The organism is Vibrio sp. 10N, assembly GCF_036245475.1.
GTDB lineage: Bacteria > Pseudomonadota > Gammaproteobacteria > Enterobacterales > Vibrionaceae > Vibrio.
Genome location: NZ_BTPM01000001.1, coordinates 2,312,182 through 2,325,724, shown reverse-complemented (window position 1 = coordinate 2,325,724; position 13,543 = coordinate 2,312,182). Strand labels below are relative to the sequence as shown.

11 protein-coding genes and 1 pseudogene are annotated in these 13,543 nt (G+C 47.7%); 9 read left to right on the top strand and 3 right to left on the bottom strand.

What is annotated here, in order from left to right; genetic code table 11:
• Position 1: 1 nt before the first annotated feature.
• Positions 2–571 carry a PilZ domain-containing protein gene (locus AAA946_RS10820; RefSeq protein ID WP_338164869.1) on the bottom strand — a complete coding sequence of 190 codons (570 nt, stop codon included), beginning with the start codon at positions 569–571 and terminating at the stop codon, positions 2–4.
• A 176-nt stretch (positions 572–747) separates the two neighbouring features.
• On the opposite strand from AAA946_RS10820, the gene lolC reads away from it, so the two are divergent.
• The 4 genes and pseudogenes from lolC to AAA946_RS10800 all read left to right on the top strand — a co-directional run bounded on the left by lolC (position 748) and on the right by AAA946_RS10800 (position 5,478).
• Positions 748–1,956, top strand: coding sequence for a lipoprotein-releasing ABC transporter permease subunit LolC (lolC, locus tag AAA946_RS10815; RefSeq protein WP_338164868.1), 1,209 nt, complete (start codon positions 748–750; stop codon positions 1,954–1,956).
• Entirely contained in the window at positions 1,949–2,644 is a 696-nt protein-coding gene (gene lolD / locus AAA946_RS10810) for a lipoprotein-releasing ABC transporter ATP-binding protein LolD (RefSeq protein WP_338164867.1), read from the top strand. The genes lolC and lolD overlap by 8 nt, the downstream gene beginning before the upstream one ends.
• Before the next feature lie 13 nt (positions 2,645–2,657).
• Entirely contained in the window at positions 2,658–3,896 is a 1,239-nt protein-coding gene (lolE, locus tag AAA946_RS10805; RefSeq protein ID WP_338164866.1) for a lipoprotein-releasing ABC transporter permease subunit LolE, read from the top strand.
• Between the two features lie 149 nt (positions 3,897–4,045).
• Positions 4,046–5,478, top strand: a pseudogene (locus tag AAA946_RS10800) (IS1182 family transposase).
• A 62-nt stretch (positions 5,479–5,540) separates the two neighbouring features.
• On the opposite strand, the gene AAA946_RS10795 reads toward AAA946_RS10800, so the two are convergent.
• Together AAA946_RS10795 and AAA946_RS10790 are read right to left on the bottom strand one after the other, a co-directional pair.
• Entirely contained in the window at positions 5,541–6,734 is a 1,194-nt protein-coding gene (locus tag AAA946_RS10795) for an ISL3 family transposase (RefSeq protein ID WP_338164865.1), read from the bottom strand.
• Positions 6,735–6,971: 237 nt separating this feature from the next.
• Positions 6,972–7,481, bottom strand: coding sequence for a DUF2062 domain-containing protein (locus AAA946_RS10790; protein WP_338164864.1), 510 nt, complete (start codon positions 7,479–7,481; stop codon positions 6,972–6,974).
• Positions 7,482–7,489: 8 nt separating this feature from the next.
• Here AAA946_RS10790 and AAA946_RS10785 point away from each other — a divergent pair, with 8 nt between their 5' ends.
• The 5 genes from AAA946_RS10785 to kdsB are packed head-to-tail and all read left to right on the top strand — an operon-like array spanning position 7,490 to position 13,495.
• Positions 7,490–9,781 carry a DNA internalization-related competence protein ComEC/Rec2 gene (locus AAA946_RS10785; protein WP_338164863.1) on the top strand — a complete coding sequence of 764 codons (2,292 nt, stop codon included), beginning with the start codon at positions 7,490–7,492 and terminating at the stop codon, positions 9,779–9,781.
• Between the two features lie 30 nt (positions 9,782–9,811).
• On the top strand, positions 9,812–11,563 hold the full coding sequence (gene msbA, locus AAA946_RS10780) for a lipid A ABC transporter ATP-binding protein/permease MsbA (RefSeq protein WP_338164862.1): 1,752 nt from the start codon (positions 9,812–9,814) through the stop codon (positions 11,561–11,563).
• The gene (gene lpxK, locus AAA946_RS10775; protein WP_338164861.1) at positions 11,563–12,576 is read left to right on the top strand and encodes a tetraacyldisaccharide 4'-kinase; all 1,014 of its coding nucleotides are present in this window, start codon (positions 11,563–11,565) and stop codon (positions 12,574–12,576) included. Before msbA ends, lpxK begins: the two co-directional genes overlap by 1 nt.
• Positions 12,566–12,745: a Trm112 family protein gene (locus AAA946_RS10770; RefSeq protein ID WP_006075338.1), complete on the top strand. Its 180-nt coding sequence runs from the start codon at positions 12,566–12,568 to the stop codon at positions 12,743–12,745. The genes lpxK and AAA946_RS10770 overlap by 11 nt, the downstream gene beginning before the upstream one ends.
• Complete coding sequence (kdsB, locus tag AAA946_RS10765; RefSeq protein ID WP_338164860.1) at positions 12,746–13,495, top strand: 3-deoxy-manno-octulosonate cytidylyltransferase; 750 nt, start codon at positions 12,746–12,748, stop codon at positions 13,493–13,495.
• Positions 13,496–13,543 lie beyond the last annotated feature (48 nt).

Here is a 13,543-nt window from a genome sequence, read left to right as displayed (position 1 = left end):
ATTAGTTGTTTTCTCTATCTAATGAGCGCTGACGAAGCAGTTTTTGTTGTTGATGCAAGGCTGCCTTAATAAGAAGGTCTTGGTGCTCTTCTAAAATACGAACGAATGAGAGCGTGGTGAGGTAACCGTCGTCTTGATGTTCAACATGAGTTACTTCGGCATAACAATAAACGCCAGAGGGTGGATGATCCAAAAACAGTTTCAGTTTGGCATATTGACCCACTTGAAGCGCCTCGCGGCTGACATAGCTTAATTGGCTCGCACCAAAGCTTTTGGTCGTATAGCGATACTCAGGATCGTCTTGCTGGGCAATCATGTAGTTGAGCAGTAAATTGAGTTTATTGTTTTGCTGCTCTATAAGCTCGGCAACATGCTTTAGGTTGTGCTGACTGAGTTCAAGCTGCGCCGCATCTGTCTTTTGGTCAAGCTGACTGAACTCGCTCGATGCGACAAATGACGCTGGAATTTCCGCGATGTAGTCCGTCAATTCAGGGAGCTGACAGCCAATCGAGAGTGGCTCAATGTTCGCTTTAAGCGGCCCGTTTACGGTAAAGAAGTCGTTGTGCTGCATAGTTTTTCCCTAAATCAACATCTGTTAATTATCTCTGTGTATCTATGAGTTATCAAGAAAACGGCGGATTAAATCGGCAAAAGTCAGTAATTTAAAAGGAAAATGACATCCAGGGCTACAACCTTGACAATTTTCTGGTTACATTAGCTGGTAGATTTCTTTCTATGGCGAACACTATGTTTCACCCCTTGCCAATATTTATTGGACTGCGTTATCTCAGAGGCCGCTCCGGCGACCGATTCAGCCGATTTGTGTCTTATATGTCTACGGCCGGTATCACGATTGGTGTGCTATCACTCGTCACGGTGCTGTCTGTAATGAATGGTTTTGAAGCCCAATTGAAGGGCCGGATATTAGGTGTGCTGCCACAGGCTGTCATTAGCCATGATTCGGGACGAGTACGCATTGACGAAGAGCCATTGGAACTGCTCGCACGTTATCCAAGCAGTCAAGCGGCCGTGCCGATTGTGCGCAGCGAAGCGGTACTTCAAAGCCATCAGGGCCTTGCTGCAGCGATGATGATTGGTATTGAACCAGAAGGTGATGATCCTATCCGTTCTAGATTGGTCAGCGGCAGCCTAGAGAGGCTTACAGCAGGTAAGTATCAAGTCTTGTTGGGGCACAGCTTAGCGCGTGAACTTGATGTCCGAGTCGGCGATAAAGTTCGATTAATGGTGACCAGCGCCAGTCAATACACGCCTCTTGGCAGAATTCCTAGCCAGCGTATGTTTACGGTGGCGGGGCTCTATAGCACAGGCTCTGATGTGGATAGCCAGCTTGTTGTTACCCATATTGCTGATGCCGCTAAGCTTATGCGCTACAAAGCCGGTGAAGCTAGCGGTTGGCGCCTATTCTTTGATGATCCTTTCGTTGTTTCAGAGCTGAGCAGTCAGCCGTTACCTGAAGAGTGGCGCTGGAGTGACTGGCGTGAACAAAGGGGCGAGCTGTTCCAAGCGGTGCGTATGGAAAAAAACATGATGGGTTTGATGCTTGGGCTGATCATTGGTGTTGCGGCGTTTAATATCATTTCTGCGTTGATCATGGTGGTCATGGAGAAGCAATCGGAAGTGGCCATCCTTAAAACGCAAGGGATGAGTGATAGACAAGTGCTGACGATATTTATGGTTCAGGGAGCCAGCAGCGGCGCTCTTGGGGCCGTAGTGGGTGGCGTGCTTGGTGTGTTACTTGCGAGCAACCTCAATAGCTTACTCGATGCCATGGGTGTGGCGTTGTTTAGTTTTGGTGGTCAGTTACCTGTGGTGATTAACCCATATCAAATTATTGTTGTTGTGGTTGGCGCCGTGTTGCTCAGCTTAGCCGCAACGTTATTTCCTTCTTATCGAGCATCGTCAGTGAAACCCGCAGAGGCCCTAAGATATGAGTAATCCATTAATCGCGTGTCGTAATATTCGCAAAACTTACCACGACGGCGCAGTTGATACGGAAGTGCTAAAAGGGGTGAGTTTTGACATTCAGAAGGGTGAGCTGGTTTCTATTATTGGCTCATCCGGTTCGGGCAAATCGACACTGTTGCACGTATTAGGCGCGCTGGATGAGGCAACCGAAGGAAGCGTTGAATTTCTTGGCCAATCTTTGCTTGATATGGGCAGTAATCAGCAGGCGAAGCTTCGCAATCAGCATTTAGGGTTTGTGTATCAATTTCATCACCTGTTGAGTGATTTTACCGCGGTAGAAAATGTCGCCATGCCACTGCTCATCGGTGGGGCGAAAGTCAGTCAGGCACAAAAAGAGGCCAGTGATCTTCTCGAGCGTGTTGGGCTGGGTCATCGACTTAAACATCGACCTTCTGAGCTGTCTGGGGGCGAGCGTCAACGAGTTGCTATCGCGAGAGCTTTAGTGAACAAACCGGACTTGGTGTTGGCTGATGAACCTACGGGTAACTTAGATCACACGACCGCGCTGGCGATTTACGATCTGATGCGTACTTTGAATCGTGAATATGGTACGGCTTTTTTGGTAGTAACACATGACAATGAACTTGCAGCGAAAATGGATAAGCAATTGCACATGCAAGATGGTCTTCTGGTGAATGCCACCCCTGTTGGCGCATAGGTAAGGAGCTGTCGTGTCATTATCGTTTTTTATTGGTAAGCGCTTTAGTAAAGCCAAGCAACGTAACAAAATGGTGTCGTTTATTTCCATGTCGTCAATCGTTGGGATTGCCGTGGGGGTTGCCGTCATTGTTATTGGTTTATCGGCGATGAACGGCTTTGAACGTGAACTCAAAAATCGAGTGCTGTCGGTCATTGCTCACGGTGAGTTTGAAGGGGTCAATGCGCCGATCAATCATTGGCAAAATGTGGTGGATGCCTCGCTCGCTCACTCGAGAGTTGAGGGCGCTGCCCCGTATGTGCGGTTGACGGCGCTGGTCGAAAAAGGTGCTCAACTTAAAGCTGTTGAGGTTCGAGGGGTGTCTCCGGAGCTTGAGCGCGAGGTGTCTACATTGCCAAGCTTTGTATCACAGTCCGCTTGGGCCAACTTTAAGGCGGGCGAGCAGCAAGTGATTTTAGGGCAGGGGGTGGCTGACCAAGTTGGTGTGAAGGTTGGGGACTATGTAACTTTGATGATCCCAACCAGTGGAGATACCAGCAAAGTGCAGTCACCAAGGCGTGTTCGAGTGAAAGTCACAGGATTACTTGAGCTCAATGGCCAAATTGATCACAGCCTCGCTATTGTGCCGCTGCAAGATGCACAAAGCTACGCGCGACTTGGCGACAAGGTAACCGGTGTTTCAATTAAAGTTGATAACGTGTTTGATGCTCCGTTGGTCGTGCGCGAAGTTGGCAATACGCTCACTGAGTATGTGTACCTGCGTAGTTGGAAGCAAAAGTATGGCTTTTTGTATCGTGATATCCAGCTAGTGAGAACCATCATGTACCTAGTCATGGTACTCGTTATTGGAGTGGCGTGTTTCAACATTGTTTCGACACTGATGATGGCAGTTAAAGATCGTGCATCAGAAATTGCGATCCTACGTACTATGGGCGCGACCGATGGCTTGATAAAGCGCATCTTTGTTTGGCAGGGGGTATTCTCCGGTGTGGTGGGCAGTGTCGTCGGTGGGGCTGTAGGCAGTCTTGTTGCGCTCAATTTAACCCCTATCATTTCTTCTTTGGAGAAGCTGCTAGGGCATAAGTTTTTGTCGGGAGATATCTATTTTGTCGACTTTTTGCCATCACAGCTGGTTTGGAATGATGTATTACTGGTTGCCGGGACGGCGACATTATTGAGTTTGATTGCGACTTGGTATCCAGCTATGAAAGCCAGCCAGCTTAATCCAGCGACGGTATTAAGTGCGAAATAGCCTTTGTGACTGAATGAGCCCGTTTATAATCATTCCTTCAGAATGAAAAAAGGACCACAGTATGTGGTCCTTTCAGACTGCTGACAAAGGTCTAGCTTTCGAGCTAGACCTTTGATCTAATAGGAGTATCGAAATATGGATACTCCGATATGCTTCAAGAACCTTCTCCTCAGCAATACGAACTCGAAATGGTCACGATGGAACAGCTTGTTCCACAAAATCATCTCGTTCGTAAAATTGATAATGCCATCGACTTCGAATTCATCCGAGACGAAGTGGCACATCTATATTGCAAAGATAACGCCCGCCCGTAGACCCTGTTCGCTTATTCAAAATCATTTTGCTTGGCTACCTATTCGGCATCAAAAGTGAGCGCCAACTGGTCAAAGAAATTGAAGTGAACGTCGCTTATCGTTGGTTCTTACGAATGTCACTGACCGAAAAAGTTATCCATGCTTCGACGTTAAGCCAGAACCGAATTCGACGCTTCAATGGTACTGACGTCTTTGAGCGCATCTTCAACAACATAGTGCTTCAAGCGATGGAGAAAGACTTAGTCGCAGGACAGGAGCTCTTCACTGACAGTACACACCTTAAAGCCAATGCTAACAAGAACAAGCACATGAATCGTCTGCGTCCAGTTAGTGCAGGCGCTTATCTTGATATGCTGAATGAAGATGTGGCTGCAGACCGAGAATCTGAAGGTAAAAATCCATTCAAAGAGACGCCACCAAAGACAGACGTCAAAAACACTAAAGTCAGCACCACCGACCCTGAAAGTGGCTTTATGACACGAGACAATAAGCCTCAAGGCTTCTTCTATCTTGACCACCGAACCGTGGATGGTAAGCACGGTATCATCGTAGACACATACGCAACACCGGGGAATGTGAATGACTCACAGCCCTATATCCGTCGTCTCGATCACACACTAGAGCAGTTCAACCTCAATCCTATCGCAGTTGGTATCGATGCAGGTTACTTCACTGCGCCTGTTGCTGAATCACTCGAGCGCCGCAGTATATTAGGTGTGTTCGGGTATCGCCGCCCATCAAGAACTAAGAACAAATTTAAGAAGAAAGACTTCAAATACCAAAAAGAGACCGATACCTATCGCTGTCCAGAAGGGCAAGAACTTATCTATAAAACCACAACACGCGCAGGCTATCGCTCATACGCTTCAGACCCGAAACAATGTGCGTTTTGCCCCGTTCGGGACGACTGTACTAAGAGTGAAAATATGCAGAAGGTCATAACGCGTCACCTTTATAGTGAGACGGTGGAGCGAGCCAATCAAATGCGACTCTCTAGCTACGGAAAGAAGACGTATCGGAGGCGAAGTGAAACAGTAGAACGAAGCTTCGCCGATGCAAAACAACACCATGGCCACCGTTACGCGCGCTACCGCGGTCTCGCAAAAGTGCAAATGCAATGTTGGTTAGCCGCTGCCGCTCAAAACATCAAGAAGATAGCGTTGGTGGTGAGCTATCTGCGAAAAATGGGCCTAAATAAGGCAGAAATAAGTCAAATACTAGTCTCTGTATGCCGATTTAAGCCTTACTCACTTCAGAACGCTATCTAACAAAAAATATCGCGATCGCGGCCTACGGCCGCTCCGAAAAAAGAACCCCGCTTGAAAAAGGTTCATCGCGGCTTTCCGGGGAAGGCCGCTTTAATCTTTAGAAAGAAGTAGTCCGTGTCTCGGTAACCATAACCCATTCGCTTGATGAGTTTTATCTTGTTATTGATACCTTCCAAGGTGCAAGTATTCAGATGGTATGAAGCTGATGCCACTATTCCGTGAAGGTAAGGTTTGAGCTTTCTAGCAAAATTAATAAGAGGTTGTATGCCACTTTCATTCACCTGCTGCCACCATACTTCCCATAAACCTTTAGCGTGCTCCTCTGAGTCACAATACCAAAGTTCCTTGAGTTGAGCTCCAAGCAGATGAGTGATCATGAGGTCTCGGTTGATTGAGAGTATTTCATCAAGATAACTCTGTTGTTTTACGTTCAAGTTCTCTCGGTTTTTCAGAAGCACCCAACGGGAACGTTTTATCCAACGACGTGCTTTCTTGTCCGTTTTTAATTGATTTGCTTGGTCTACACGAACCCTATCCATGACCTCTCGACCGAACTTGGCTACAACATGAAACATGTCATAGACAATACGAGCATTTGGGCAATGCGCCTGCACTTCAAGGTCAAAAGCTGTGTTCATATCCATTGCCACAACTTCAATGTTGACGGCATTGTCGCCGAGCTCTTCAAAGAATGGGCGAATGTCCTTTCGGCTTCGGCCTATGCCAATCCAAAGCACTTGGTGTGTTTGAGCATCAGCAATGACCGTCGCATATCTGTGCCCCTTGAAGATGGCGAACTCGTCCATAACAAGTTGACGCAAATCACTCCAAGGCACCGTTGGCACAACTCGCTTAAGACGTTGTTTATCAATTTCTTTAATCGTATGCCAATGCACTCCGGTCAGCTCGGAGATATGCTTGATAGGCAATAGGGGCAGTAACTTTTCAATATAGCCCTTCAAGCGATTTGTGATTCGAGCATATGGTGCAACCCATGGTATAGCTTCCGTTTTTACGCCACAGTCAGGACAGTTTATCCGTCGAGTTTGTACCAAAAGCTCAACAGGAATATCGAACATCATTGTTTCTTTTAGCACTCGCCATTGGTAGTCATGAATAGAGTCGGATGAGCGACCGCATTGGCAGTGAGCGGTAGAGTCAGGCTTCAAGGTGATTGTAATTAAGGAGTCAGTTTTGTGGGACTTTATGATTTCAAAGCCTTCCCAGAAGGAAGATAGGAAAGTATTATTCGACATGAAAACGGTAGTTTTTGGCAGGTTGTGTTTGGCGATGTAACCATACCATTAACTACCGTTTTTGTTTTCAGCTCCCGCTAATCCGCGATGAACCTTGAAAAAGCGGGGTTCGTCAGCAATCTGAAAGGACCACAGTATGTGGTCCTTTTTTCATTGCTATCAAACTTATCAGTTTCAGTGCTACTGTGTTTGTTTCGCAGAGTTTGCGAGTCACTTTGTGCGAGCTGAGTAATCCAATTACCGTGTGGAACGTTGCTGCCAACTGCGGACGACGGAATAGCGCCAAAGTCCGCGAATACCAAAATAGCCAGCCAGCGCGCTGACAATACCACATATCGTGCAGCCGAGTAGGAAAGGAGGACCAATGGTCGCCATCTGCTCAGAGAGATACTGCCATGACAGTTCAAAGTGGAATGGTTGCGGTGGTGTGTTCATACAAAACGCACCAACTTTGTAGGCAAAATAAAACAGTACAGGCATGGTGACAGGGTTACTGATCCAAACCAAAGCAACAGAGAGAGGTAAGTTAACACCAAATAAAATCGCCAGACCAGCCGCCATGATCATTTGGCTTGGTAGCGGCACAAACGCCATAAATAGACCAACCGCAAACGCGCCAGCCGCAGAGCGACGGTTTAGGCACCACAAGTTCGGGTTGTAAAGGACATTGCCGAACACTTTCAATGCCTTTTGTTTTTTGATCATCTCGTGATCAGGCATGAAACGTTTAATAAACTTTCTTGGCATAGGAAAACATGGCTCTGTTAACAAGCATCGCAGTTCCACTTAGCTATTCATTGATCTTGATTAGCGCCGTCTGGTGGCCTGTGATGCCAAGTAATCTCTGGTTGATCCCGACGTCCTTATTTAGCATCGCCTGCTTAATAACCCGTCGCTGGTTACTAGCAGCGGCGTGTATTGCAATGTCCTTGGCGTTGATACAAGGGAATCTATACAAGTACCAATCTAGGGTACTTTTTCAATTTGGCACAGATATTACCATAAAAGCGCGAGTTGACAGCTATTTTAAAAAAATAACTCATGGCTATGAAGTTAAGGCCACAGTCATTGCGGTTAATGGGCAACCAATGCCATTGTTTCTGCGACCTAAAGTGCAGTTAAGAGCCCCGTCAGCTCTGAGTGCTGGCGCTTTGGTGACAGCTCAGGTGTCAGTTGATGCGATATCCGGTGTACTTAATCGCGCTGGCTTTGACCGTGAAAAACATGCGTTTTCGCAAGGTATCGTTGCTTACGCGACGATGTCGTCCAAAAAACCGACTATTGTTGTCACTCACTCCCACTGGCGAGCGTTGTTACATCAAGCGGTTCGAACTGCCACGCAGGATAGTCGCTTCCAAGGTCTTTATCTTGCTTTGATATTTGGTGACCGCAGCGAGTTACCCAATGAATTACGGCGTCAGCTACAGTATAGCGGGCTCTCCCACTTAATCGCTATTTCTGGGCTGCATGTCGGTATTGTATTCGCATTAGGTTACGCCTTAGCGAGTGTACTCATTACTTTGAGCAAAATGAGCATGCGCTCGGCGGGTCGAGCTTGGTTAACGCAATATGGCTTCGCAATCAGTTTGCTTATCGGGTTTTGTTTTGCCTTGTGCTACTGCGCTTTGGGGTACTTCGCCATATCAACGGTACGCGCATTGATTATGTTAGCGGTAATTAGCTGCTTGTTGTTGGTACAAGCGAGAATCCATCGCTTAGTGGTCATTCTGTTGGCGTCGTCAGCGGTATTAACACTGGTGCCATTTTCTGCGGCCAGCCTCAGTTTTTGGCTGTCTTTTGCAGCGGTAACCATACTGCTTTTGAGCCACACCTTGCTGGGACAACGGCGACAAAGGCGTAATGCCTTTACGATGGCATTGTCACTACATCTATTGTTGTCGTTGTGCTTTATTCCCATCGCAGGTTACTTGTTTCACGGAATATCTTTGGTAAGTGCCTTCTATAACTTGTTGTTTGTGGCCTGGTTTAGTGTTTGTATTGTCCCACTTTCCTTATTAGCCGCTTTGTTCAGTATGCTATCGACGGAGCTGAGTTTGCTGTGGCGTCTCCTCGATGTTGCCTTATTGCCATTAGAGTTCGCACTTCGCTATGCATCTCAGTTTTGGTTTGACATCAGTGCTGCGGGTTTAGTGACGTTACTTCCAATGGTTGCCTTGGTATTCACCTATCGCTGGCTGTCAACGCCAGCGGTGTGCTCGGTTATCTTGTTGACGTTCTTAGCCGCGCTAAGTGCCAATCGAAAGCCTCAGATATCAGTGCAGTTTCTCGACGTCGGGCATGGACTCGCTGTTGCCATTATTCAGGGGGATGAAGCAGTAATTTACGATACAGGCAGTGCAAACGAGCATTTTTCAATGGTGGATTCGGTCGTGACACCAAACTTAATTGCTGTGGGCGTATCGCGCATTGAGGGGCTGATTCTCAGTCATGCCGACAATGATCATGCTGGTGGGGAGGAGGCACTGATACGCCGTTGGAGCCCAAGTTGGGTGCGCCGACCTGAGGGTAAAAGCGTTGATTCACAGTGTATTCGAGGTACTCAGTGGTACTGGAAAGCGATAAAATTTTCTGTGCTTTGGCCACCAAAGCGGGTTCAGCGCGCCTACAATCCTCACTCTTGCGTGGTGTTGGTCACTTATAGAGAACGTCAGCAAGCAAAGCGACTGTTATTGACTGGCGATATTGAAAAAGTCAGCGAAATATTGCTGTCTCGCCAACTCGCTCCGTTAGCGATAGATGTGATGAGTGTGCCGCACCATGGGAGCAAGACGTCTTCGTCGCCGTTTTTACATCGAACCATTCGAGCGAACTATGCAGTAGCGTCAACGCGGTTTCAGTCTCGATGGGCACTGCCCAACCCTGTGGTAAGAGAGAAATATCGAGGAAATGGCAGTGTGTGGTTTGAAACCGGTGTAAATGGACAAGTAAACTTTGACTTTTCTGGTCAAGAAATCATCGTTTCCACTGTGAGGTCCGAATACCTCGACCCTTGGTATAGGCAGATGTTACGAAGCAGAGTAGAATGAAGGGATAGTAAAAAGAAACGATAAAGAATTATGTCGCAAAATCAAGACGAAACTACGCTGCAAACGTTTAAGCGATTGTGGACGTATATCCGTGAATACAAGACAGGCCTTGTAGTGGCTGTGATCGCTCTGGTCATCAATGCTGCCGCCGATACCTACATGCTTTCGTTACTGAAACCCTTGTTGGATGAAGGGTTTGGCGATGTCGAATCCAACTTCCTGAAAATTCTGCCACTTATCATTATTGCTATGATGTTTATTCGTGGCTTGTCAGGGTTTGTTTCCACCTATTGTTTGAGCTGGGTGTCGGGCAAGGTGGTAATGCACCTTCGACGCGGTATCTTCAACCATTTCATGCATATGCCGGTCTCATTCTTTGATAAAGAATCGACAGGTGGCTTACTGTCTCGAATTACTTATGATTCAGAACAAGTGGCTGGAGCAACAAGTCGCTCATTGGTCAGCATTGTCCGTGAAGGCGCAAGTATTTTAGGCTTACTGTTCTTAATGTTCTGGAGTAGTTGGCAGTTGTCATTGGTTCTGCTGGTTGTTGCTCCGGTTGTCGCATGGGCAATTCGCTTCGTCTCTAAGCGTTTTCGCAAGATTTCTCATAACATGCAGACGTCCATGGGTCACATGACGACATCGGCAGAACAGATGCTGAAGGGCCATAAAGTGGTTTTGAGCTACGGCGGTCAGCAGGTTGAAAAGGCGCGTTTCGATGACATGAGCAACCAAATGCGTCAGCAGACCATGAAGATGGTTGCGGCATCTGCAATTGCGAACCCTGTGATTCAAATGATTGCTTCGCTTGCGCTTGTAGCGGTGCTGTATCTCGCGAGTTTTGATGAAATTCGCGAGCAGCTAACTGCGGGTACCTTCACGGTCATTTTCTCTGCGATGTTCTCATTGATGCGTCCACTTAAAGCACTGACCGGTGTGACGGCAGAGTTCCAGCGCGGTATGGCCGCGAGTCAAACCTTGTTTAGCTTAATGGATCTCGAAGTAGAGCGTGATAATGGCACGGTTGAAATTGAGAAAGCGAAAGGCGATCTGTCGGTGAAAGACATCACCTTCACATACGAAGGAACCGAGAAACCGGCGCTTCGCAATGTGAGCTTTGATTTGCCAGCCGGTAAAACTATTGCGCTAGTAGGGCGTTCTGGCTCCGGTAAAAGTACCATAGCAAACCTATTTACTCGTTTCTATGACATCGACAGTGGCAGCATTGAGCTTGATGGTCACAAGATCGACGACATTAAACTGACCAACTTACGCCAGCACTTTGCGCTGGTATCGCAAAATGTTCACCTGTTTAACGACACCATTGCTAACAACATCGCTTATGCGACCAATGGACAATACTCGCGAGAGCAGATTGAGCACGCAGCCAAATTGGCGCATGCGATGGAGTTCATTAGCAACCTTGATCAAGGGCTAGACACGGTTATTGGCGAAAATGGTGCGAGCCTATCGGGTGGCCAGCGTCAACGTATCGCCATTGCCCGAGCATTGCTGCGTGATGCGCCGATTTTGATCCTTGATGAGGCGACCTCCGCACTGGATACCGAATCTGAGCGAGCGATCCAGGCCGCCTTAGACGAGTTGCAAAAAGACAAGACTGTACTGGTGATTGCTCACCGTTTGTCGACCATTGAAGAAGCCGATGAGATTTTGGTGGTGGATGATGGTGAAATCATTGAGCGTGGTGACCACAAAACGTTGCTCAACCATCAAGGCGCTTATGCTCAACTGCACAAAATCCAATTTGGTGAGCACTAGTGATTGAGCAGCTTTGGTTTGGTAAGCACCCGCTAGGATTCGCACTGTGGCCGCTCTTGTGGCCACTGAGCAGGCTGTATCGCTATATTGCTGCCAGACGTCGTAAAGCTTATATGGACGGCGACAAGTCTCGTTATCAAGCCTCGGTGCCTGTTATTGTCGTGGGCAACATTACAGCTGGTGGTAATGGTAAGACGCCGATGGTTGTTTGGCTTGTAGAGCAGCTTCTACAACAGGGAAAAAAGCCTGGTGTTGTCTCACGCGGTTATGGCGGTAAAGCAGCCGCTTATCCACTGCTGGTCACTGCCGATACCCTGCCAAGTGAATGCGGGGATGAGCCCAAGCTGATTTTTGATAGAACTCAGGTACCAGTTTGTGTCGATCCGATTCGAGCCAACGCAACTCAGCATTTAGAGTCGCTCGGTGTGGATGTCATTATTACTGACGATGGTTTGCAACATTACGCGTTAGATCGTGCGTATGAAATCGTTGTTATTGATGGCGTGAGGCGATTTGGCAATCAGCAACCAATACCGCTTGGCCCCTTGAGAGAGCCATTATCTAGACTTGATGAAGTGGATCTTTTGGTGGTAAACGGTGGGTTGCAACAGCAGCATCAAGATTGTCGGCTAGAGAGACGATTCACCCTGTCACCAGACGTGGCGATTAATTTAAACACTGGCCAAACGGCTTCGGTGGAGGCGTTGGGAGCATTGGCGGCGTTTGCTGGCATTGGTCACCCACCGCGCTTTTTTGATACGTTAAATCAGCTCAGTGCCAATCTGGTAAAAACCCAAGGGTTTGCGGACCATCAAGATTTTGATGAGACTGAGTTAGCAGAATTTGGTCGTGGCGTTGAGAACGTCATTATGACCGAGAAAGACGCGGTAAAATGCCGTTCGTTTTCAAAGGACAATTGGTGGTATTTACCGGTGTCGGCGCAGTTTAGCGTCCAAGACAGCGAGCAAATACTTCAAGAAATCAATAAGGTAATAGAAAGTTATGGATCATAGACTGCTTGAGATCGTTGCATGCCCAGTATGCAAAGGGAAGCTAACATTCGATAAGGACAAACAAGAGCTTATTTGTAAGCTAGACCGCCTTGCTTACCCAATCAAGGAAGGTATCCCAGTGTTACTTGAGCCTGAAGCACGCCAAATGAGCATGGAAGAGGGACGCTAAATGGCATTCACGGTTATCATCCCTGCCCGATACAACTCATCACGTCTACCGGGTAAGCCTTTAGCGGATATCGCTGGCAAACCTATGGTGCAACATGTCTATGAGCGCTCTCAACAATCGGGTGCCGAGCGCGTTATCGTGGCAACGGACGATTCGCGCGTTGAAGCGGCAGTAAAGGCATTTGGCGGTGAAGTATGCATGACCTCACCAAACCATGAATCCGGTACTGAGCGCTTGGCTGAAGTGGTTGAGCTAATGGGTATTGAAGATGACCATACTATTGTCAACGTGCAAGGTGACGAACCGCTCATTCCAGCCAGTATCATTGCTCAGGTCGCGGAGAACCTTCAATCGAGCCAAGCGCCAATGGCCACACTTGGCGTCGCTATTGAGCACGAAGCAGAAGCGTTCAATCCTAATGCAGTGAAAGTGGTTACGGACAAAGAGGGTTACGCACTGTATTTTAGCCGTGCCACCATTCCTTGGGACCGTGATGCTTATGCAAGTGAACCTAAATCGGCGGCCAAGCAGCCTTTAATGCGTCATATTGGCATTTATGCTTACCGTGCTGGCTTTATCAACACCTATATTAATTGGGCGCCAAGTGCACTTGAGAAGATTGAGTCACTAGAGCAGCTCAGAGTGCTTTGGTATGGAGAGCGTATCCATGTTGCGCTTGCCAGCGAAGCCCCACCTGCTGGTGTTGACACCCCAGAGGACCTCGAACAAGTTCGAGCGTTACTTGCCTAATAAACAAAAACCACCGACGAACTTACGTCGGTGGTTTTATTTTGGGCT

Excerpts from the sequence above, each read along its gene's own strand:
- lolD (WP_338164867.1), top strand. The coding sequence starts at position 1,949 with ATGAGTAATCCATTAATCGCGTGTCGTAATATTCGCAAAACTTACCAC.
- AAA946_RS10790 (WP_338164864.1), bottom strand. The coding sequence starts at position 7,481 with ATGCCAAGAAAGTTTATTAAACGTTTCATGCCTGATCACGAGATGATC.
- AAA946_RS10785 (WP_338164863.1), top strand. The coding sequence starts at position 7,490 with ATGGCTCTGTTAACAAGCATCGCAGTTCCACTTAGCTATTCATTGATC.
- lolC (WP_338164868.1), top strand. The coding sequence starts at position 748 with ATGTTTCACCCCTTGCCAATATTTATTGGACTGCGTTATCTCAGAGGC.
- AAA946_RS10770 (WP_006075338.1), top strand. The coding sequence starts at position 12,566 with ATGGATCATAGACTGCTTGAGATCGTTGCATGCCCAGTATGCAAAGGG.
- msbA (WP_338164862.1), top strand. The coding sequence starts at position 9,812 with ATGTCGCAAAATCAAGACGAAACTACGCTGCAAACGTTTAAGCGATTG.
- AAA946_RS10795 (WP_338164865.1), bottom strand. The coding sequence starts at position 6,734 with ATGTCGAATAATACTTTCCTATCTTCCTTCTGGGAAGGCTTTGAAATC.
- AAA946_RS10820 (WP_338164869.1), bottom strand. The coding sequence starts at position 571 with ATGCAGCACAACGACTTCTTTACCGTAAACGGGCCGCTTAAAGCGAAC.
- kdsB (WP_338164860.1), top strand. The coding sequence starts at position 12,746 with ATGGCATTCACGGTTATCATCCCTGCCCGATACAACTCATCACGTCTA.